28 protein-coding genes are annotated in these 19,505 nt (G+C 63.7%); 11 read left to right on the top strand and 17 right to left on the bottom strand.

From position 1 onward, the window contains the following. The first annotated feature begins 24 nt into the window (after positions 1–24). A complete protein-coding gene (locus ACLM42_RS08000; RefSeq protein ID WP_247910389.1) occupies positions 25–255 on the top strand; it encodes a hypothetical protein in 231 nt (76 codons plus the stop codon). Here the strand turns inward: ACLM42_RS08000 and ACLM42_RS07995 are convergent. Beyond that, positions 252–1,181 (bottom strand): RNA polymerase sigma factor, RpoD/SigA family, encoded by a 930-nt coding sequence (locus tag ACLM42_RS07995; RefSeq protein WP_247910391.1) that lies wholly within the window; start codon positions 1,179–1,181, stop codon positions 252–254. The genes ACLM42_RS08000 and ACLM42_RS07995 overlap by 4 nt on opposite strands. 132 nt (positions 1,182–1,313) lie before the next feature. Beyond that, positions 1,314–2,906: an NAD(P)H-hydrate dehydratase gene (locus ACLM42_RS07990; protein ID WP_415398742.1), complete on the bottom strand. Its 1,593-nt coding sequence runs from the start codon at positions 2,904–2,906 to the stop codon at positions 1,314–1,316. Between the two features lie 94 nt (positions 2,907–3,000). Here ACLM42_RS07990 and mnmA point away from each other — a divergent pair, with 94 nt between their 5' ends. Continuing rightward, the gene (gene mnmA, locus ACLM42_RS07985) at positions 3,001–4,152 is read left to right on the top strand and encodes a tRNA 2-thiouridine(34) synthase MnmA (protein ID WP_415400149.1); all 1,152 of its coding nucleotides are present in this window, start codon (positions 3,001–3,003) and stop codon (positions 4,150–4,152) included. Positions 4,153–4,214: 62 nt separating this feature from the next. On the opposite strand, the gene ACLM42_RS07980 is transcribed toward mnmA, so the two are convergent. The 8 genes from ACLM42_RS07980 to ACLM42_RS07945 all read right to left on the bottom strand — a co-directional run bounded on the left by ACLM42_RS07980 (position 4,215) and on the right by ACLM42_RS07945 (position 8,309). Beyond that, positions 4,215–4,457: a DUF86 domain-containing protein gene (locus ACLM42_RS07980; protein WP_415398741.1), complete on the bottom strand. Its 243-nt coding sequence runs from the start codon at positions 4,455–4,457 to the stop codon at positions 4,215–4,217. Between the two features lie 39 nt (positions 4,458–4,496). After that, positions 4,497–4,787, bottom strand: coding sequence for a nucleotidyltransferase family protein (locus ACLM42_RS07975; RefSeq protein WP_415398740.1), 291 nt, complete (start codon positions 4,785–4,787; stop codon positions 4,497–4,499). Between the two features lie 59 nt (positions 4,788–4,846). After that, positions 4,847–5,086: a 2Fe-2S iron-sulfur cluster binding domain-containing protein gene (locus ACLM42_RS07970; RefSeq protein ID WP_185187238.1), complete on the bottom strand. Its 240-nt coding sequence runs from the start codon at positions 5,084–5,086 to the stop codon at positions 4,847–4,849. Continuing rightward, positions 5,083–6,540, bottom strand: coding sequence for a cobyric acid synthase (locus ACLM42_RS07965; protein WP_415400148.1), 1,458 nt, complete (start codon positions 6,538–6,540; stop codon positions 5,083–5,085). The genes ACLM42_RS07970 and ACLM42_RS07965 overlap by 4 nt, the downstream gene beginning before the upstream one ends. 23 nt (positions 6,541–6,563) lie before the next feature. Beyond that, positions 6,564–6,965, bottom strand: a complete 402-nt coding sequence (locus ACLM42_RS07960; RefSeq protein ID WP_415398739.1) for a type II toxin-antitoxin system death-on-curing family toxin — start codon at positions 6,963–6,965, stop codon at positions 6,564–6,566. Next, on the bottom strand, positions 6,962–7,189 hold the full coding sequence (locus tag ACLM42_RS07955; protein WP_247910398.1) for an AbrB/MazE/SpoVT family DNA-binding domain-containing protein: 228 nt from the start codon (positions 7,187–7,189) through the stop codon (positions 6,962–6,964). The genes ACLM42_RS07960 and ACLM42_RS07955 overlap by 4 nt, the downstream gene beginning before the upstream one ends. 527 nt (positions 7,190–7,716) lie before the next feature. Then, entirely contained in the window at positions 7,717–7,929 is a 213-nt protein-coding gene (locus ACLM42_RS07950) for a type II toxin-antitoxin system HicB family antitoxin (RefSeq protein ID WP_247910400.1), read from the bottom strand. Positions 7,930–7,931: 2 nt separating this feature from the next. Then, a complete protein-coding gene (locus ACLM42_RS07945; RefSeq protein WP_415398738.1) occupies positions 7,932–8,309 on the bottom strand; it encodes an Npun_F0494 family protein in 378 nt (125 codons plus the stop codon). Between the two features lie 94 nt (positions 8,310–8,403). Here ACLM42_RS07945 and ACLM42_RS07940 point away from each other — a divergent pair, with 94 nt between their 5' ends. The 3 genes from ACLM42_RS07940 (at position 8,404) to ACLM42_RS07930 (ending at position 9,781) form a co-directional block, all read left to right on the top strand. After that, positions 8,404–8,964: a nucleoside triphosphate pyrophosphatase gene (locus ACLM42_RS07940; RefSeq protein WP_415400147.1), complete on the top strand. Its 561-nt coding sequence runs from the start codon at positions 8,404–8,406 to the stop codon at positions 8,962–8,964. A 20-nt stretch (positions 8,965–8,984) separates the two neighbouring features. Next, a complete protein-coding gene (locus ACLM42_RS07935; RefSeq protein WP_415398737.1) occupies positions 8,985–9,302 on the top strand; it encodes a hypothetical protein in 318 nt (105 codons plus the stop codon). Positions 9,303–9,364: 62 nt separating this feature from the next. Then, the gene (locus tag ACLM42_RS07930; protein WP_247910403.1) at positions 9,365–9,781 is read left to right on the top strand and encodes a lysozyme inhibitor LprI family protein; all 417 of its coding nucleotides are present in this window, start codon (positions 9,365–9,367) and stop codon (positions 9,779–9,781) included. Here the strand turns inward: ACLM42_RS07930 and ACLM42_RS07925 are convergent. The 5 genes from ACLM42_RS07925 to psbD all read right to left on the bottom strand — a co-directional run bounded on the left by ACLM42_RS07925 (position 9,778) and on the right by psbD (position 13,811). Continuing rightward, complete coding sequence (locus ACLM42_RS07925) at positions 9,778–10,596, bottom strand: MlaD family protein (protein ID WP_415398736.1); 819 nt, start codon at positions 10,594–10,596, stop codon at positions 9,778–9,780. The genes ACLM42_RS07930 and ACLM42_RS07925 overlap by 4 nt on opposite strands. Beyond that, the gene (locus tag ACLM42_RS07920) at positions 10,593–10,907 is read right to left on the bottom strand and encodes a hypothetical protein (protein WP_415398735.1); all 315 of its coding nucleotides are present in this window, start codon (positions 10,905–10,907) and stop codon (positions 10,593–10,595) included. The genes ACLM42_RS07925 and ACLM42_RS07920 overlap by 4 nt, the downstream gene beginning before the upstream one ends. Continuing rightward, complete coding sequence (locus tag ACLM42_RS07915; RefSeq protein ID WP_415398734.1) at positions 10,895–11,254, bottom strand: hypothetical protein; 360 nt, start codon at positions 11,252–11,254, stop codon at positions 10,895–10,897. The genes ACLM42_RS07920 and ACLM42_RS07915 overlap by 13 nt, the downstream gene beginning before the upstream one ends. Positions 11,255–11,383: 129 nt before the next feature. Further along, complete coding sequence (gene psbC, locus ACLM42_RS07910; protein WP_247910406.1) at positions 11,384–12,772, bottom strand: photosystem II reaction center protein CP43; 1,389 nt, start codon at positions 12,770–12,772, stop codon at positions 11,384–11,386. Then, a complete protein-coding gene (gene psbD / locus ACLM42_RS07905; RefSeq protein ID WP_185186856.1) occupies positions 12,756–13,811 on the bottom strand; it encodes a photosystem II D2 protein (photosystem q(a) protein) in 1,056 nt (351 codons plus the stop codon). Before psbD ends, psbC begins: the two co-directional genes overlap by 17 nt. 183 nt (positions 13,812–13,994) lie before the next feature. Between psbD and ACLM42_RS07900 the strand changes: the two genes are divergently transcribed. Together ACLM42_RS07900 and ACLM42_RS07895 are read left to right on the top strand one after the other, a co-directional pair. Next, positions 13,995–14,561, top strand: coding sequence for a photosystem I assembly protein Ycf4 (locus tag ACLM42_RS07900; protein WP_247910408.1), 567 nt, complete (start codon positions 13,995–13,997; stop codon positions 14,559–14,561). A 3-nt stretch (positions 14,562–14,564) separates the two neighbouring features. After that, positions 14,565–15,266 (top strand): peptidylprolyl isomerase, encoded by a 702-nt coding sequence (locus ACLM42_RS07895; RefSeq protein WP_247910410.1) that lies wholly within the window; start codon positions 14,565–14,567, stop codon positions 15,264–15,266. Here ACLM42_RS07895 and ilvN read toward each other — a convergent pair. Together ilvN and ACLM42_RS07885 are read right to left on the bottom strand one after the other, a co-directional pair. After that, positions 15,263–15,793 (bottom strand): acetolactate synthase small subunit, encoded by a 531-nt coding sequence (gene ilvN, locus ACLM42_RS07890; RefSeq protein ID WP_247910411.1) that lies wholly within the window; start codon positions 15,791–15,793, stop codon positions 15,263–15,265. The genes ACLM42_RS07895 and ilvN overlap by 4 nt on opposite strands. After that, complete coding sequence (locus tag ACLM42_RS07885; protein WP_415398733.1) at positions 15,790–16,716, bottom strand: alpha/beta fold hydrolase; 927 nt, start codon at positions 16,714–16,716, stop codon at positions 15,790–15,792. The genes ilvN and ACLM42_RS07885 overlap by 4 nt, the downstream gene beginning before the upstream one ends. Before the next feature lie 46 nt (positions 16,717–16,762). Here ACLM42_RS07885 and ACLM42_RS07880 point away from each other — a divergent pair, with 46 nt between their 5' ends. The 4 genes from ACLM42_RS07880 (at position 16,763) to ACLM42_RS07865 (ending at position 19,338) form a co-directional block, all read left to right on the top strand. Then, a complete protein-coding gene (locus ACLM42_RS07880; RefSeq protein ID WP_415398732.1) occupies positions 16,763–17,905 on the top strand; it encodes a N2,N2-dimethylguanosine tRNA methyltransferase in 1,143 nt (380 codons plus the stop codon). 18 nt (positions 17,906–17,923) lie between these two features. After that, positions 17,924–18,025: a cytochrome b6-f complex subunit PetM gene (petM, locus tag ACLM42_RS07875; RefSeq protein WP_247910415.1), complete on the top strand. Its 102-nt coding sequence runs from the start codon at positions 17,924–17,926 to the stop codon at positions 18,023–18,025. 70 nt (positions 18,026–18,095) lie between these two features. Next, a complete protein-coding gene (locus ACLM42_RS07870) occupies positions 18,096–19,058 on the top strand; it encodes an NAD(P)H-binding protein (RefSeq protein ID WP_415398731.1) in 963 nt (320 codons plus the stop codon). 64 nt (positions 19,059–19,122) lie between these two features. Continuing rightward, positions 19,123–19,338 carry a hypothetical protein gene (locus ACLM42_RS07865; protein ID WP_247910419.1) on the top strand — a complete coding sequence of 72 codons (216 nt, stop codon included), beginning with the start codon at positions 19,123–19,125 and terminating at the stop codon, positions 19,336–19,338. Positions 19,339–19,505 lie beyond the last annotated feature (167 nt).

The following is a 19,505-nucleotide window of genomic DNA, read 5'->3' as shown; positions in this document are numbered from 1 at the left end:
AAGGAGTGCAATCAAGGGATCGCGATGGCTCCAGTCTGGCTGGTGATCTTGTTCTGGTCCGGGTCTGTTCATGGCGGCACGGCGATGCAATCGCTGCCGATGAAAACCTTCGCCGACTGTCAGAAGTCCCGCGACATGCTGATGGCCCAGCTCAAGACGAGCCCAGTCAGCAAGAGCAAGGCGCTCAATAGCTTCTGTATTTCCGGCTCAGAACTGCCGCCGGCCGCTCCAGTGGGCCAGACCCCGGAGTCCTAGATCGCCGTCGGCATGCGCCGAGTGAGGTGACGCAGCTTGCGCAGCGCTTTGAGCTCCACCTGGCGTACCCGCTCGCGGGAGACCTCGAGCATGCGGCCGATTTCAGCGAGGGTGTGGCGCTCTTCTCCTTCGAGGCCAAAGCGCAGTTCAAGCACCTGACGCTCCTGGTCGGTCAGGTGGGTCAGCCAGCGGCCCAGTTGCTCTTGGTGGATGCCGCGCTCTACCTGATCCAGGGGCTCGCTGTTGGTTTGATCGGCAATCAGGTCACCGAGGAAACTCCGGCCCTCTTCGCCGTTCACCGGGGCATCCAGGCTGGAGGTCGTCAGGGCTTGGCGCAGCAGGGAGTCGAGCTCATCGAGCGGCATGTCCATCTCTTCCGCAATTTCCTTGCGGCTGGGCATCGCACCGAGCTTGTGGGCCAGCTCAAGGCTGACTTTGCGAATGGCGGTGAGGCGTTCAGAGAGATGAACCGGTAAGCGGATGGTCCGCGATTGGCAGGCGATGGCCCGGGTCATGCTCTGGCGGATCCACCAGAAGGCATAGGTCGAGAACTTGTAGCCGCGGGTGGGATCGAATTTCTCCACCGCGCGCTCAAGGCCCAGCGAACCCTCTTGAATGAGATCGAGGAGCTCGAGGCCTTTGCCTTGATATTTCTTGGCGACGCTGACAACAAGCCGCAGATTTGCCTTCATCATGCGCTCTTTGGAGCGCCGGCCCACCCGCATGATCTTTTTCTCATGGGTTGTATAGCTCTCTCCTTTGTCTTCTTCTGCAAGTCGCATCATCGCTTGCACTTGATTGCCTAATTCAATCTCTTCCGCCGGGGTCAGCAGGGGGACACGGCCAATGGTCGAGAGGTACCAACTAATGGGATCGCTACTGCGACGGCGACTGCTGTTGGTGTTGGAGCTGGTGGCGGTTGCCATTGGGGCTCCTCCCGAAACGTTGGGAAAATCTCCTACGGATTTTTTTGAAACTGTTGGGATTTCAGTAACGCTTCAGCTTTGAGATACGAAAAATCACACCACTTTTGAGACTCGCTTGCACCACTGGCCTGTTCAGATTCTGTTCACAATTGTGGATTTCGTTTTTCTCTCCATCGCGGCCAACATTTCGGCAATACGACTTGGCGTTGCCCCTCCGATTCCATGCTGCTCACTGGCTCGCTGCCCGGCCGTGGCATGGGCGAGGGCTGCGAGTGCCAGCAACGAACCACCTGCGGTGGCCCCGCTCGCCAGGGCCAGGGCGCCCAGTCCTCCGGCATAGCCCGCCAAGACATCCCCAAGCCCAGCTCGGGCGGCATGGGAGCAGGCGCTGCTGAGTTGCCAGCGCTCACCAGTGGGATCAGCAATGACACTGCGGGCGCCCTTGAGCAGCACCGAGCAGCCGCTGCGTTGGGCCGCTGCCGCGCAGGCCTCCAGGGCGGGCTGCCCAGAGAGATCAGGGAAGATCCGCTGGAACTCACCGCCATGGGGGGTGAGCCAGGTGGGGCCGCGACGGCCCAGTAGCCATGGGACAGCAGGGCGCTGGGCCAGGCGATTGAGGCCATCGGCATCGAGCACCAGCAGGCCAGGGAAGGTTTGGAGCTGCTCCCAGATCCCGTCGTCTCCAGGGTGATTGCCGATGCCCGGTCCGAGGACCACCGCATCGAGCCGCTCCAGGGCTGAGGGCGGCAGCGCACGGAGATCCAGGGACCCATTGCTGTGGCTGGGAAGCCGCGCCGAGAGGACGGCATGGGGGAGTTGGCACCAGAGCCGATTGGCCACAGCCTCTGGCGCCGCGGCCCGAAGGCTGCCGGCACCACTGGCGCTGGCCCCTTCGAGGGAGAGCAGGGCTGCTCCTCGGTAGGCGTCGCTGCCGGCGATCAGCAGCAGCCGCCCTCGCTCGTATTTCGCGGCCGCAGCAGCTGGTGTGGGCCAGGGGGCACTGCTGAGGTCCGCTGCGCCCAGGCTCCGGGGTTGATTTGGGGGCAACGCCTCCAGCAGGGCCCTTGGAAGTCCCAGCTCGATGCGCTCCAGATCCCCCACCCAGGCCAGGGCGCTGTCTTGCACAAAGCCCTGTTTGATCAGGCCAATGCTCAAGGTCAGCTGGGCGGTGGCGGCGGCTTGCCCCAGCGGTACCCCTCGATCGGAGCAGAGTCCCGTCGGACCGTCGATGGCGATCAGTCGATCGGCCAGCTGCCGTTGGCGCTCCAGCAGCAGTTGCTCGAGCTCAGCCCCAGGGGGCTGGCTTTGGCCGATGCCAAAGAGGGCATCGATCCAGAGGGCTGGATCGCTGGGCTCGGGCGTGCCCTCCAGCTTGGGGATCCCCAGCCAGAGGGCCTGGCGCAGGTGGCTTTCGGTCAGGGGCTTGCGCCGCTCAAAGGGACACCAGATCCGCACAGCGATGCCGGCCAGGTGAAGCTCACGGGCGATCACCAGGCCATCGCCGCCGTTGTGGCCGGGACCCACCAGCACCAGTGCGCCACGGGATTGCAGGTCTGGCCAGACATCGGGTTGCTGCAGCCGCCTGCTGATGGCCAGAGCGGCCTTCTCCATCAGCGCCTCCACGGGCATGCCGTTGGCGAAGAGCACCTGCTCGAGTTCGGCCATCTGCTGGCCGCTCACCAACAGGTGATCGGCGTCGCGGGGGGGCCAACAGAGCGGGGCCAAAACAGCACTGGCGGCGGCAGTTCCATGATGGAGAGAACAGCCACCGTTGGCATTGGCGCGCTTCTCCGCTGTTCCCGTTGCATCTGAGGCCTCCGTGGCGGCAACGGAGGCGGGCGCCCTGGCGATTGAGCGACTGCGCCAGTGGCCCGGTGAGCACCGGGTGGCTGTGGGTCTCTCTGGTGGTGTCGATAGCTCCTTGACCGCGGCCCTGTTGGTGGAGGCCGGTTGGGAGGTGGAGGGCCTGACCCTCTGGCTGATGAGCGGCAAGGGGGCCTGCTGCGCCGAAGGCCTGGTCGATGCCGCTGGGGTCTGCGAGCAGCTCGAGGTGCCGCACCACGTGGTGGATTTCCGCGAGCACTTCAAGGAGCAGATCGTTGATTTCTTGGTGCAGGGCTACGAGGCCGGCGTCACACCGCTTCCCTGCTCCCGCTGCAACCGCGAGGTGAAGTTCGGGCCGATGCTCCAGTGGGCCAAAGAGGAGCGCGGTATTGAGCGGATCGCCACGGGCCACTACGCCCGGGTGCGCCACGGCGATCAAAGCGAGAACGGTCGCCATCAGCTGCTGCGCGGCTTGGACGAGCGCAAGGACCAGAGTTATTTCCTCTATGACCTGCCCCAGGAGGCCCTGGGGCGGTTGGTGTTTCCCCTGGGCGAGTTGACCAAGCCCGACACCCGCCTTGAGGCGGATCGCCATGGGCTACGCACGGCCCAGAAGCCCGAGAGCCAGGACCTCTGTCTGGCGGACCACCACGGTTCGATGAAGGCCTTCCTGGATGCCTACCTGCCGCCGCGCCCCGGGCAGATCGTGCTGGCCGATGGCCAGGTGGTGGGCGAGCACGACGGCATTGAGCACTTCACGATTGGCCAGCGCAAGGGTCTGGGGGTGGCCTGGAGTGAGCCACTCCATGTGGTGCGGCTGGATGGGGCGATGAACCAGGTGGTGGTGGCCCCCCGCCGGGATGCGGCCCGCGGTGAGGCGGTGGTGGGGGCGGTGAATTGGGTTTCCATCGCGCCACCCACCGAGCCGCTCGAGGTGGAGGTGCAGGTGCGCTACCGCAGCGGTCCCCAGCAGGCCCGGCTGATTCCCCTGCCGGAGACCGAGGTCGATCGGGCGGCGGATCGGCCGCATCGCTGCCGCCTGGAGTTCGCCGAGGAGCAGTTCTCGATCACCCCGGGTCAGGCGGCGGTCTTCTACGCCGGTGAGATGGTCCTGGGCGGCGGCTTAATTCAGCGCGATCACCAGTAGGGGTCTCAGTTCGCTTCCGCGCCACTGAGGATTTCGCGAACTCGGTCTCGGATCCTGGGAAATTAGCGATAGGCCTGCCAGACCTCGTCGAGGTCCACCTTGTCGTAGGCATGGATCAGGAGATCACGCATTCCGGCCATGCCGCGCCAAGGCAGATCGCGGTTCTGTTCGCGCAGTTCTGAGCTGATCCGTTTCACGGCTTCACCCATCACCTCCAAGCATCGGATCAGGGCGTCCTGTAAGTAGTCGGTTCGCTCTAAGGCATCGAAATCCTCAATCGGAAATCCCAGGGCGCGCTCGATCACCAGTAGGGATGTCGTTGAGAGCGTCTTGATCCGATGGCTTCATGCCAGTGGAATGGCATCGGCTTCGACGCGATCACGCAGGCTCGGCTTGAGGTTGCGCCGGCGGATCAGATCGACGTTGTGCTGGAGCAGGCTTTCCAAGTCCTGTTTGAACTCCGCGTGCTGAAACAGGCTGGTGCCCTGCGGTAGATCAACCAAGAGATCGATGTCACTGGTTTCTGTCGCCTCATCGCGGGCCACAGACCCGAACACAGCCATGTTGGAAGCGCCATAACGCGCTGCGATCAGCCGCAGTTTTGGAGTGAGGGCCTGGAGTTCTGAAAGCCGCATCTGCTCTGCTGAGCGCGATTTAAGCCTATGGGGTACCTCTAAACCCGTCCTGTTGGCGATCACCAATAGGGGTCGCTGGAGAGTTCCACCTCGATCGCTCCGCTCTTGCTGGCGGGCACGGTGGCGATGCAGGCCCGCACGGTGTTGCCGTTGACCTCGATTTCGCAGGCGCCGCAACTCCCGCCGAGGCAGCCGGTGGGAATCGAGAAGCCGGCCTGCCGCGCGGCCTCGAGCCAGTCGGATCCCACGACCGCTTGGGTGCTGGAGCCGTTCGGCCATTGGATCTGCACCTGTTTCATCGCAGCAGGGGCTCCAGGTTGACGTGCTGTTCGAAGGCATCGGCGAGGCGATCGAGCAGGGCCTCCCGCTGACGGCTGTGGTGGGGTTGCCGTTCGCTGAGCAATGGCAACCCTTTGCGCGCCCTGAGCTGGTTGAGCCAACGCCGCCTCCAGGGGCCGCTCTCGAAGACCCCGTGCAGATAGGTCCCGACAACGTTCCCCGCGACCCAGCCCAGGCCCGGTTCGGCGGCCAGGGCCGTGCAGGGCTCGAGCTCAGAGGTCGCCCCCCGGTGCAGCTCAAAGCCCTCCAACAGGGCGGCCTCGGCAGCGTCTGGCCAGAGGGCGGGGCTGCTGCATTGGCGTAGGGCCTTAGCCTCCCCAAAGACGGTGCGTAGCGGCAGCAGGTTCAGGCCGGCGTGGCTGGAGCCGGCGCCGCCTTCAAGGCCCTGGGGATCGTGGAGTTCGCGCCCCAGCAGTTGCATGCCGCCGCAGATGCCCAGGACCGCCCCGCCCTGCTGGGCGTAGGCCGAGAGCTGTTCCCCCAGGCCGCTGCTCTGCAGCGCGCCGAGGTCCCGCAAGGTTTGCTTACTGCCCGGCACCACGACCGCGTCGGGGCGGCCGAGCTCCTGGCCAGGGGCAATCCAGTTGAGCTGGACCGTGGGTTCGGCCTCGAGGGGATCGAGGTCGGAGAAGTTGCTCAGGGAGGGGAGCTTGAGCACGGCGATTTCGAGCTCGGCTCCGCGTTTGCGGCCGCGGCGCTCGAGCAGATCCAGGGAGTCCTCCGGCGGGAAGAGTTCATCCAGCCAGGGCATCACCCCGAGGACGGGGATGCCGGTGTTGGCCTCGAGCCAGCGGCGGCCCTCATCGAAGAGCTCGCGGCGGCCGCGGAAGCGGTTGATCAGCAGGCCGCGGATGAGGGGGCGCTCCACGGGACGCAGCAGGGCCAGGGTGCCGACCAACTGGGCAAAGACGCCGCCTCGCTCGATGTCCGCCACAAGGATGCAGCGGGCCCTCAGGTACTGCGCCAGGCGGAGGTTGGTGAGGTCCCGGGGTTGCAGGTTGACCTCGACCGGACTGCCGGCCCCCTCCAAGACGAGTCGCCCGCCGGGATGGCTTGCCTGCAGATCGCCGAGGCCCTGGCGGATGGCGGCCCAGCCCGGCCGGAACCAATCGCGGTAGTAGTGCTCGGCGCGGCAGTTGCCGACGGACTGCCCGAGGTGGATGACTTCACTGGTGCTGTCCCCCTGGGGTTTGAGCAGCACCGGGTTCATCGCGCAGGCGGGCTCCAGCCCCGCCGCCCAGGACTGCAGGGCCTGGGAGTAGGCCATCTCGCCGCCGGCCTGGTCCACCCAGGCGTTGTTGCTCATGTTCTGCCCCTTGAAGGGCAGGGGGGTCTCACCCCGGCGCCGCAACACCCTGCAGACGGCGGCCGTCATCAGGGACTTGCCGGCACCGCTGCTGGTGCCGAGCACCATCAAGGGGTTGGGGTTCGGGGCGTTCAAGGCACCTTGCTGCTGTTGGCGTCAAACCAGGCGAGCAGATCAGCCCAGGGCAGTTCTGCGGCGGCCAGACGACGAATCATCAGAACGACATCTTCGTTGGAGGCGGTGAAGCGGAATCCGTTGAGTCCCAAGAACACAACTCCAACCAGAAATCCGCTGCGTTTGTTCCCATCGGCAAACGGATGGGCTCGGGTCAGCGCTTCGGCATAGGCCGCTGCGAGTTGAGGAATCGTTGTGAGCTCGCCGTAACTCCAGCGTTGCTGCGGGCGGGCCAAGGCTGCCTCCAGTGCCGTGGCGCTGCGAATCCCTTGCAGGCCGCCGTGCTCGAGGATCTGCTGGTGATGCATGGCCCGAACGGCAGTGGCTGGAACCCAGGTGGGCTCAGGGCCTTTGCTCATTGGGCTAACTCACGCAACGCGGGCTGAAATTGCTTGGCTGCTTCCGAGGCGAGGGCTAGTGCCTGTTGAACCGTCGGGTCAAACGGGGTCAGCAGGATGCCGTCTGCGGTCTCGATGGCTTGCACGCGATCCCCTGGCTCCAGGTGGAATCGCCGGGCCAGTTCTTTGGGGATCGTGGCGCTGACGGAGCCGCCGGACTGCCGAAGGGTGACTTCCGAGGCCATGGCGATTGCTGCAAGTAGCACAGAAATGCTACTGGGGCGCAAAGCTTCTCTCTCAGGGGTTACCTCTGTTCCCTCGGCCTTGTTCTTCCAGCAAAACGGCTAGGTCTTCATTCAGTTGGTTCCGGCTTCTGGGGGTATCTGCGAGCTGGAATCGGATAAGCGCAATACGGCGTCGAGTCGCTCGTTCCCTTTCCTCAGTCTTTCGGTTTCCAGCCTCAGCCAGGCGGTCTCTTGTTCGATTTGGAAGACGGGACGCCAGTTCAGCATCGCCAAACAGCGCCGCCAGAGCGGCAGTGTGGAGAGATACTCCGACCTGCTCATCCAGCGGAAGGGTTGAGTCGTGGAAGAAGGCTCCATGGCCGTAGTTAGTTGGCGATCAACAGACCACCCGCAACCAGGGTGGCTAGGGCTTGTTGATCCAGTAGGGCTAAAGGTTTCATCACGCTAACGGCGCTCCCTGGCCCCGTTGCTTGATGCTCACTGCCATTGCCTAACCGCGGCATCCGTGAAATCACGGAAAGACGGATCTAGATCACAACCGTTGCGACAGACACATGGGCTTCGGGGACAGGCGCTGCATCCTTTGCAAGCCCGTCGAGATGGAAGCGAATGGCTGAGCGGATCTCTTGCACAACGGCTTGGCGCGTTGAACCTGTGGCCACACACCCTGGTAGGTCGGGCACGTAGGCCGAGAAAGTCTCCCCGGCGGGCTCAATGACGACGGCAAACGATTGCTTCATGGCTAAAGCCTCGGCCAGTGCTGCTTGACCCAGTGGCGCAGGCGGGAGGGGAGGCTGGCACGGGGGATCTCCCCGGACCATTCCGAGAGGACGACCCGTCCCAGGGGGGTGAGGCGGACCCGTTCGGTCAGTCCCTGGCCATCGACCTCGCGTCGGAGTACGCCGAGCTGGATGAGCCAGATGAGCAGGTCTTCGCAGTGGTTGGCGGAGAGGCGCTGCTGGCTGAGAACCGACCAATCCGCGCGGGCGGCCAGCTGGGTGCTGCTGAGGGCCTCCTGTTCGAGTTCTTCGTAGAAGCGGCGCCGAAAGGGGAGACAGCGCACGGCCCGCTTGGCCCGGACCAGGGCCCGTTGCTCCTGCTGGCTGAGGCGCGGCTGCATCAACGGGGGCGCTGGGGGTCTGATCATTGTGGTCATCGGCCGGGCCGGGCCGCCGCACACCCTTGCCAGAGTGGTTCGAGCTCAAGGACTGGTTGTGCTGCTGTTGGCCTCTGCCTCCCCCGCCCGCCGGCGATTGCTGGAGCAGGCCGCGATTCCCCACCGCGTCCAGGTCAGCGGGGTCGATGAGGAGGCCATCCACCACCCCGATCCGGCGCAGTTGGTGCAGCTCTTGGCCCAGGCCAAGGCGGGGGCGGTGCTCCAGGGCGGGATTGCTCCAGGCATCTCAGCGGTTCTGGGCTGCGATTCGGTCTTGGCCTTTGAGGGGGAGGTCTTCGGCAAACCGGCTGACCCGCAAGAGGCCATCGCCCGCTGGCAGCGGATGCGGGGGGGCTGGGGCGAGCTGCACACCGGCCATGCCCTGCTGAATCCAGCCGGGGGGGAGCGGCTGGCAACGGTGACCACCAGGGTGCTGTTTGCCGATCTAAGCGACGCGGAGATCGAGGCCTATGTGGCGACGGGTGAACCGCTGCAGTGCGCGGGCGGCTTTGCGCTGGAGGGCCGCGGCGGCTGCTTGGTGGAGCGACTGGATGGCTGTTTCTCAAACGTCATTGGCTTGAGCCTGCCCCTGCTGCGGCAGTGGATGCGGGCGGGCTGAAGCCTTGCCGAAACCCACTGTTGCCATTTTTCTTTCGCCGTAGCTATTGCGAAGACAAGGCCCTCCTCACACACCTGGCCATGAAGACCTTCGCGCTTGTAGCTGCATGCAGCCTCCTGGTTGGTAGCGGATTCACGCTGAATGCCAACGCCATGGAGCCAATCCAGCTCTCCACCGCTCTCCAGAACGCCGACCATGGACTCCTGGACGAGCAGGCCTACATGGAGGACGCCTCGGCCCGCTACAGCGTGGAAGTAGCGGACGATGAGCTGCTGCCCCTGGAGTTCAAGAAGCCCGCAGGGCCCAAGGGCTACAACGTCCTGAACCTCAGCTTCTGAGGTGCTGAGGGCTGGCAGTTCCGCGAGACCTCAGCAGAATTCAGGGACCTTGCCCCCGGCTGATGGCTCGACGTTTAAGCCTGAGCCTGGCTCTGCTCGCCGCGGCGTCCCTGGCCGCGGGGACGGCCCAGGCCCAGAGCCAACCCTGCGCGAACGCCAACAGCACCGTGGAGATGTCGCTCTGCATCGCCAAGGTGCTTGAGCAGAAAGACCGTGAGCTCGCGGTGGCCATGCAGAAGGTCGCGAGCGACGCCAGTGAGATGCCTGGCGGTCAGTTCCCCACCCTCTGGAAGGACAACCTGACCGGCTTTTTTAAGACCAGTGCTGATCCCGAGGACCAGCTCGCGGCCTTTCAGCAGGCGCGGCGCAATGCCTGTGTCTACATGAACTCCATTGCCTTCCAAGGCACGGGTTTTGGCATCTTCGTCAGCAACTGCGAGATCCGCATGACCGATGCCTTGATGGAGTCGCTGAACTAACGGCTCTTCGGATCCTCCTCTAGACCATTCATGCCCAAGAGCAGCTGCAGCAGCTTGCGGCTGATTGTGCTGAGCTCCTGTAATTCCTTCAGGGTGCTCAGCACGAGTGGGCGTGTTTCTGCGAGCACCTGATTGGCCTGATCGGATGTCGCCTTGGCGCTTGCTCCGGTTGCAGTGACCTGTCTCAAGGTGTCGCGCAGTGAGGGTGCTGTTGCTTTGGTCTCTTCGTGAATGGTGAGGCTCAGATCGTTCATGCCTGATACGGCCTTGCGGACCTCGGCGAGTGTGTCGGGAACATCCTTGGCCGTGAGTTTGGTGGTGTTGTTCAAGGTGGCCTGCAGGGCCTTCTGGGTTTGATGGAGATCCACCATCAGGCTGCTGATGGCCGGCGGTTGCTCATAGGGCAGCGTCGTGTCGCGCATCCCATGCTTCTCCAGGCTCACCGGCCAAGGCTGGGGGTCTGGGCTGACCACCAGGAAGTGCTCTCCAACCAATCCCTGCTGTCCTTGGCTTGCTGTGCTGCGGGGCCCCACCAACGGCGCAAATTTTTCCGCGATCTGGAATTTGACCTGCACCTTGGCGTTGGGGAGCATCTCAAGTGAGCGCACCTGCCCCACCTGCATTCCTGAGATCTGAACCTCCTGGCCAGGCTTGATGCCATTGGCATTGGCCGCCACCAGTCGCAGATTCAAAAAGCGCTGACCCCAGTGCTGCTCGCGCGCCAATCCAACGAGAACGGCTCCAAGCAACAGCAATCCGGAGCCGAGAAAGAGCAGTTTCTCGTGGCTGCGAGTTGGCGGACTGGGGGTTGTCATAAGGAGGCCGCCCGCAAATTGATGGGATCCAAAATCGAGATCCAGAGCAGCTTCAGGGCAAAGAGAACCATCAGTCCTTCCATCAAAAGGTTGCTGACCATCAAGGCCGGATGCCGTTGGCGTTTCAGTTCCTGATACCCCCGCCATTGGCTCCAAGCGCGAATGCAGGCCAAGAAAAAGGAGCAGCGCAGCATCGCCCGCAGCACATCCTTGAAGGCCACGCCGCTGAGCAGGGCCCGCGCTTCGCCAATCAGATCATTGCGGGGGGTGGTCAGGGCTCCCGCGCAGAAGGAGGAGATCAAAAACAGCAACAGCAGCACGGCCGCCAGGAGTGCTGAGGCCGGGACGCGCTCACCAGCCAGGCCCTGGATCCGCGGCGCTCCACCCGATCCAGCCAGTTCGGCATCATCAGGGCCATCCCCAGCAGCGAGACCACCAGCGGTCCGACCAACTGCAGCACCAGCATGGTCAGCAGTTCCAGGCTGAAGCGACTGCTTTGCCCCAGGGGGCCGGCGCTGAGTTCGACCAAGCCCGCACCCACAACCATCCCTGACAGCAGGACGGGGCCACCGCAGCGCTGACCGTTGCGCTCGGCGGTGTTCAGCACACGCCAGATCTTATCGCGTTGGACCTGGCTCAGCACCAGACCGGACCCCATGGCTCCCCATGATTGGCGACGGCCATGGCAACGTCTACCGCTGTGTCCTCAGCCGATAAACAGTGCCACAAAAGGCATAAAAAAAGCCCCCGCCAAACGGCGAGGGCTGAGGGACGATCGCTGAAAGGATCAGTCGAGGTCAGGCATGGCCAGGGTGGGCTCAGCCTTACGGTCGATACCCTTCTCAAAGCCAGCAGCAGCAGCGCGAGCGCGGCCGGCGTGCCAGAGGTGACCCACCAGGAAGAAGAAGGCGAGAACGAACTGAGTCGCAGCCAACCACTGACGGAGGTTCACGAAGTTCACCGAGTTGGGCTCGGTGATGATGCCGCCCACGGAGTTCAGAGACGCGTTGGGGGCGTGGGTCATGTATTCAGCCGCGCGGCGCACCTGCCAGGGCTGAATGTCGTTCTGGAGCTTGTCGAGGCTCAGGCCGTTGGGGCCACGGAGGGGCTCCAGCCAAGGACCACGGAAGTCCCAGAAGCGCATGGTTTCACCACCGAAGATGATCTCGCCGGTGGGGGAGCGCATCAGATACTTACCCAGACCGGTGGGACCCATGGCAGAGCCGATGTTGGCGCCGAGGCGTTGGTCACGCACCAGGAAGGTGAAGCTCTGAGCCTGGGAGGCTTCGGCGTTGGTGGGGCCGTAGAACTCCGAGGGATAAGCGGTGTTGTTGAACCAGATGTAGGCCGAAGCGATGAAGCTCATGAAGCTCAGAGCGCCCAGGCTGTAGCTCAGGTAGGCCTCACCGTTCCAGATGAAGGCGCGACGCACCCAGCCGAAGGGCTTGGTGACCACGTGCCAGATGCCACCGAAGATCAGGGTCAGACCCAGCCAGATGTGGCCGCCGATGATGTCCTCCATGGAGTTCACACCGATGATCCAGCCCTCACCGCCGAAGGGAGCGCGGAAGAGGTAGCCAAAGACCACACCCGGATCGAGGGTGGGGTTGGTGATCAGGCGAACATCGCCACCACCAGGGGCCCAGGTGTCATAGACGCCGCCGAAGAACATGGCCTTGAAGACCAGCAGCAGGGCGCCAACGCCAAGAAGAATCAGGTGATAACCAATGATGTTGGTCATCTGGTTCTTATCCCGCCAATCCTGGGAGAAGAACGAGGAGTAGTTCTCCAGAATTTCGGGACCACGCAGGGCGTGGTACAGGCCGCCGAGGCCGAGCACGGCGGAGCTGATCAGGTGCAGAACACCAACGACGAAGAAGGGATAGATGTCCACAACTTCACCGCCAGGGCCCACGCCGTAGCCGAGGGTGGCGACGTGGGGGAACAGGATCAGGCCCTGTTCGTACATGGGCTTGTCGAAGGTGAAGTGGCTCACCTCGAACAGCATCATGGCGCCAGCCCAGAAGACCATCAGGCCTGCGTGAGCGACGTGGGCGCCGAGAAGGCGACCGGAGAGGTTGATCAGACGGGCGTTACCCGACCACCAGGCATAGCCGGTGGAGTCGAGGTCCTTCCCGCCGATCCCGGAGAGAGAAGGATTAGAGAGCGTTACCACGGGGCAGAACCTCTTCAGGGAAGACGAAGTTTTCGTGCGGTTGGTCCGCGGGGGCCATCCAGGCGCGCAGGCCTTCGTTCAGAAGAATGTTCTTCGTGTAGAAGGTCTCGAACTCGGGGTCCTCAGCAGCGCGGATTTCCTGCGACACGAAGTCGTAGGCACGCAGGTTGAGGGCCAGGCCAATGATGCCGATGGAGCTGGTCCAGAGGCCCATGACGGGCACGAACAGCATGAAGAAGTGCAGCCAACGCTTGTTGGAGAACGCGATCCCGAAGATCTGGCTCCAGAAGCGGTTGGCGGTGACCATCGAATAGGTCTCTTCTTCCTGAGTGGGCTCAAACGCCTTGAAGGTGTTGGCCTGCTCGCTGTCCTCAAACAGGGTGTTCTCCACGGTGGCGCCGTGGATGGCACACAGCAGTGCGCCGCCGAGGATGCCGGCCACGCCCATCATGTGGAAGGGGTTCAGGGTCCAGTTGTGGAAGCCCTGGAGGAACAGCAGGAAGCGGAAGATCGCTGCCACGCCGAAGCTCGGAGCGAAGAACCAGCTGCTCTGGCCGAGGGGGTACATCAGGAAAACACTGACGAACACCGCAATCGGGCCGGAGAAGGCGATGGCGTTGTAAGGACGGATGCCGACCAGGCGAGCAATCTCGAACTGACGCAGCATGAAGCCGATCAGGGAGAAGGCGCCGTGCAGGGCCACGAAGGTCCACAGGCCGCCGAGCTGGCACCAGCGCACGAAGTCGCCCTGGGCTTCTGGGCCCCAGAGAAGAAGAAGGGAGTGGCCCATGGCATCAGCCGGGCTGCTCACCGCAGCGGTGAGGAAGTTGCAGCCCTCCAGATAGGAGCTGGCAATGCCGTGGGTGTACCAGGAAGTGACAAAGGTGGTGCCGGTCAGCCAGCCACCCAGTGCCAGATAGGCAGTGGGGAACAGGAGCAGACCCGACCACCCGACAAAAACGAAGCGGTCGCGCTTGAGCCAGTCATCGAGGACGTCAAACCATCCCCGCTGCGGCGCGCGCCCTACAGCGATCGTCATGGGTGGGAAAACCGCGAGCTGTGGGTTACCGGGCGATGGTAACAACGTTCATTGGTGCTGCGAGAGGGGTTTTGACGGGCTGACACGGCACGTCACCATTGCATTTTGGGTATATGTGCCTAGCTCCCTCCCGGAGCGGTGCGCGAGGGAGCGAAGATGGCAGACCATCGGATCCTGCCCTCCATGGCATCGGCCTCCGCCGCCAAGGCTGCCCCGTCCTCTGATCTGCTCGAGCAGGCGGTGGTCGGCTCTCGCCGTCTCTCCAATGTCTTGGTGGCTGCTGTGGTCAGTACCGGTGGCCTTGGCTTTCTCCTCACCAGCGCTTCGAGCTATCTGGGTAAGGATCTGCTGCCCATTGGAAACCCAGCGGCCCTCGCCTGGGTGCCCCAGGGTTTGGTGATGGGCCTTTACGGCATTGCCGCGGCTTTGCTCTCGACCTACCTCTGGGCCGTGATCGCCATTGATGTTGGCGCCGGCAGCAACAGCTTCAATAAAAAGAGTGGAAACCTGACCGTCACCCGCCGTGGCTTCCGGGAGTTGATCAGCGTCACCACACCCCTCAAAGAGATCCAGGCCGTCAAGATCGATGTCCGCGATGGCTTGAATCCCCGCCGTCGTCTCGCACTTCGGATCCAGGGTCGCCGCGATCTGCCCCTGACGACCGTGGGTGAGCCAATGCCCCTGGTTGAACTGGAGCGCGGCGGTGCTGAACTCGCCCGTTTCCTCGGTGTTCCCCTGGAGGGTGTCTAAGCGATGGTCCGCTCGATTGTTCTGGCTCTGCTGCTAGCCCTCAGTCCCTTTGGCTTGGTGGCCTGCGCGGCCCCCTCGCCGACTGCGAACTATGGCTGCGGTACATCCGGCGTGCCTTGCCTGAAAGGCAAAGCCCTGGTGGAACTCAAAACCAGCAAGGGCGTTGTTGAGCTGAGCCTGGATGGCGCTGAGGCCCCTCTGACAGCGGGCAACTTCGTTGATCTGGTTCGCCGCGGCGCCTACAACGGCACCATCTTTCACCGGGTGGTCAAAGAGCCGATTCCCTTTGTCGTCCAAGGCGGCGATCCCCAGAGCTCGAAGCCCGATACCCCTGTCTCAGCCCTAGGCACCGGCAGTTTCATCGACCCCTCCAGCGGTCAACCGCGGTTCATCCCGCTGGAGCTGTTGTTCGAGGGCGAGTCCAGCCCCCGTTACGGCGAGATTGTGACGAGCCCCACCCAGCAGCAGCGCCTGAAGCTGCCCCACGAACGCGGCTCTCTAGCCATGGCTCGCTCCAGCGACCCCAACTCGGCGAGTGCGCAGTTCTACATCTCGCTTCGGGCGTTGCCTGAATTGGATGGTCGCTACGCCGTGTTTGGCCGGGTGAGCAAAGGGATGGATGTCGTCGATCAGATCAACCAGGGCGATAAGTTGATCAGCGCCAGCGTCCTCGAAGGGGGAACGCTGGTACGCGATGCCGACTAGGCCGGAACCCGCTTATCCAAGCTGGTGACCTTCAGATAGGCCGTATTCACTCCGGAGGCACGCTCCAGAGCGATGCGGCCGGTGCGGGCAATTTCCAGGATCCCGTAGCTCTCGAGGACGTTCGTAATCGCGACGAGCTTGCCGGGGTCGCCCACCACTTCAATCACCAGGGCGCTGTCGGCCACGTCCACGACCTTGGCGCGGAAGACCTGGACCAGATCAAGGATTGCCGCACGGTTCTCAGGCGGTGCCGAGACTTTGATCAGCATCAGTTCCCGCTCCACTGAAGGGATCGGGGTGAGGTCGGTGACCGCCAGCACATTCACCAGCTTGTCGAGTTGCTTGGTGAGTTGCTCCAGGGTTTGTGCGTCACCATCCACCACCATGGTGAGACGGGATTTGCCGCGGTTCTCCGCCGGGCCAACGGCCAGGCTTTCGATGTTGAAGCCGCGACGGGCGAACAGACCAGCGATGCGGCTGAGCGCACCGGATTCGTCTTCCACCAGCACCGAGAGGGTGTGCTTCATGCCCAGGGCTGTTCGCGTGGCTGACCGGTACCCAAGTTACGTGCCAGCCAGGTGATCACCACGGTGTTGAACAGGTCAGGCCGCTCGTCATGGGGGCAGTGGCCCAGCTCCTGAAGCAACTGCAGCTGCAAATCACTTTTGTGGGGCTGCAGTTGTCTGCTGATTTGCGGCGGGACCAGGCGGTCCTGGCTTCCCCAGAGCACCAGCAGCGGCTGCTGCATGCGCTGGAGCAGCGGAGCGGCGGTGGCTTCCCGGGGCCTGAGGGCCATGCCGATGCTCATGGCTCTCAGGGCCTGGGCCGCCTGGGGGCGCAGGGCTGGACGGGCGATCAGTCGCCTGAGTTCGCTATCCACCGCGCCTTGGTCCTGGTAAGCGCTGCGTAGCCCCAGATCCAGTAGCGGTGTCCGGGCGATCAGAGGCACCAGGAGCTCCAGCGGCAGGATCCGGCAGAGGACGACCACCACCCGGCGTTTCCAGAGACGGCGCCAGGGGGCCCGCCGCCGCCTCAGGGGCAGGAGCAGCGTGGGGTCGGGCAAGGGAGCGGCCACCACTCCCTGCACCCAAGTGGGGAAAAACACAGCACAGGTCACGGCCACCAGGCTCCCCAAGGAATTGCCCACGAGCACGGCCGGTCCTTGGACGACCTGCTCGAGGAACCCCTGCAGCTGCCGTGCCCAAAGCCGGTTATCAAGAGGCCTGTGGCGGCGATGTCGTGGTTGGCTGGAGTCGCCAAAGCCCACCAGGTCAATGGCATAGACGCACCAGCCGGCCTCGGCGAGCGTCGCGGCGTTGTGGCGCCAGTGACCGCTGGCAGCACCAAAGCCATGGATCAGGACCAGGGCGGGGGCATTCCGCTCTCCGATGACCCGCCAATGACAGGTGTGGCCCTGCCAGTGCCAGCTTCCGTGCTCGCCCCAATGCACTCCCGCAGAGGCAGGCTGGAGATTCAATCGCGGTGGCGCAGTCACAGTGGCCGACACGGCTAGCCCAACTCACTATTGCGAAGGAGCGGCGCAACTGCTGCTGGGGCCTGGCTTTTTTCGGCCGCAATCGCGCCCGTCCCGGGATGCCGGGGTGCTGCTCAGCCGTTGGCTGACCCGGGATCGGCCCGGGCGGGTGCTTGATGTGATGGCCGGTTGCGGGATCCGGGCCCTGCGCTACGGGCTGGAGGGACGGGCCCAGGAGGTTTGGGCCAACGACGCCGATCTCGATCGCTTGCCCTTGCTGAAGGGCAACCTGCAGCCCCTGCAGAACGGTCGTCTGGAGATCAGTGCCCGCACGGCCCAGCACCTGTTGGCCGATTGCCTGATGCAGCAGCGCCGCTTCGATCTGCTCGATCTCGACGCCTTTGGCTGCCCCACAGCCCTGGTCCCCTTGGCTCTGGAGGCCCTGGAATTTGGTGGGGTCCTTTACCTGGCGAGCACCGACGGTCGCTCCCCCACGGGCCACGACCGACCCGCGGCCATTCGCTCCTTGGGTGCCGCAGCTCGTGCCCATCCCTCCAGCTGGGAGTTGGCCCTGCGCCTGCAGCTGGCGGTGGTGGCGAAGGCGGCCTGGGCCATGGGCAGAGGGATTCGGCCCCTCTTTTCGTTTAGTGAGGGCCGGACGTTTCGCACGGCGATTCAGCTGCTGCGACGCCCGGCGCCCCGGGAGGAGGAGCAGCTGGGGCTTTGGGCCTATTGCCACCGCTGCGCCGAGCAGTCTCAGCAAAGTCTGCTGCGGCTGCGCCGCTGGCCTGGCTGTGGCTGCGGCGATGACCCGGCGGCGCCCCTGGCGATTTCGGGCCCCCTCTGGTTGGGCCCCCTGCAGGATCCTCAGGTCCTGGGTGAATTGCTTCAGGAAGCCCAGTCACTGCCCAAGGAAAGCCTGGTCCCAGCGAGCCGGCGCCTGCTGGAGGGACTGCAGGCCGATGACGGCCTACCGGTGACCTGTTGGCCGGTGGATGCCCTGGCCAAACGCCTGGGGAGTGGTCCGCCTCGGTTGGATGCGCTCATCGGCTGCCTTCGGGCTGAGGGCTTTGAGGCCAAGCGCTCAGGGGTGATGTCTGCTCAGTTCCGCTCCAATGCGCCCTTCTCGCGCGTCGTGGAGCTGGCTTCTGCGCTAAACAGGTAGGCGTTACGGCTTGGGTTCATGGCCTCGGAAATCTTTGGCACCGCAGCGCTGTTCTGGATTCTGATCCCCCTGGGTCTGGTCGGTGGTGCCTTGCTGCTGAAGCTCCAAGGCGACAGCTGACCAGGGACGCGTCTGAATCGCCGGCCGGTTCGGCTCGCCTTTAGGCTCGAGCGTCTCTTGAGTCAGCTCGATGCAGGTCCTGGTGATCGGTGGAACAGGAACCCTGGGTCGCCAGATCGCACGTCAGGCCCTGGATGCCGGACATCAGGTTCGTTGCATGGTGCGCTCCCCGCGCAAAGCAGCGTTTCTGCAGGAGTGGGGCTGTGAGCTCACCCGCGGAGATCTGCTCGAGCCTGACAGCCTGGACTACGCCCTCGAGGGTCAAGAAGCTGTCATTGACGCCGCGACGGCTCGAGCCACGGACCCTGGCAGCGTCTACGACACTGACTGGACAGGAAAGCTCAACCTCTTGAATGCCTGTGAGCGGGCTGGGGTGAAGCGCTTCGTCTTTCTGTCACTCCTTGGTGCTGAGAAGCACCGGGACGTCCCTTTGATGGACATCAAGCACTGCACCGAGCAGGCGCTGATTGATTCCGATTTCGATTACACGATCCTCCGGGGTGTCGCCTTTATGCAGGGACTGATCAGTCAGATCGCGATCCCTGTTTTGGAAAATCAGACCGTCTGGGTGAGCGGCACGCCGACTCCGGTTGCCTACATGAATACCCAGGACCTGGCGCGTTTTGCGGTGGCGGCCCTGAGCCGTGCTGAGACCAGCCGCAAGGCTTTCCCGGTGGTGGGGAACCGCGCTTGGAGCACCGGTGAGATCACCCAGATGTGTGAGAAGTACTCCGCCAAGAGCGCCCGGGTGATTCGGGTTCAGCCGTTCCTGCTGCGCTTGATGCAGGGCATCAGTTCGTTCTTCGAGCCGTCGGTGAACGTGGCCGAGCGCCTGGCCTTCGACAAGGTGATGGGTGGTGGCGAAGCCCTGTCTGCACCGATGGAGGAGAGCTACGCCGCCTTCGGTCTGGATCCCGCGGAGACCACCGAGATGGAGGCCTATCTCAAGGAGTACTACGACACGATCCTGAAGCGTCTTCGGGACATGGAGGCTGACCTGGACAAGGACGCCAAGAAGAAACTGCCCTTCTGATCCAGTAAGCACTGGCGACCTGACTGGTTCGCTTGTACTATTGATTGACGATTGAGGTTTTACGGTGGCTATTGCTCAGATCAAGAACCTGCAGCGCCGTCTCGGTTTGCTTGAGCAAGAGGCCGTTGATGAGGTGAGCCGCGCCTGCGGCAGTGATCTCTGGCAGACCGTCGGTTTTGACGTGGTCGACAGCATGGAGGATGCTGACCGCCGTGCCCGCGCGAACTACTACTACGGGCAGCTGCAGGTGGTGCGTGAGCTGAAGGACGCTCTGGGCTAGAGATCTTGGCGATTCCGGCGGTCGGCCCAAGCTGCCGACTTGTTATCTCTAGTTGTTACCCGTCTGAGGGCGCAAGGAAGCCTTGATCAGGTTTCTTGATAGTCGCTTTTCTTTGCTTGCAGGGGTGCTTTTCCCTTATTGAGGCTCTCCATTACCCCTCAGGGGGT

The sequence above is a fragment of the Synechococcus sp. W4D4 genome (assembly GCF_047716805.1).
Taxonomy (GTDB): domain Bacteria; phylum Cyanobacteriota; class Cyanobacteriia; order PCC-6307; family Cyanobiaceae; genus Vulcanococcus.
Note: the sequence above shows the minus strand (reverse complement) of the source record. Positions and strands in the feature narration are given on the sequence as shown.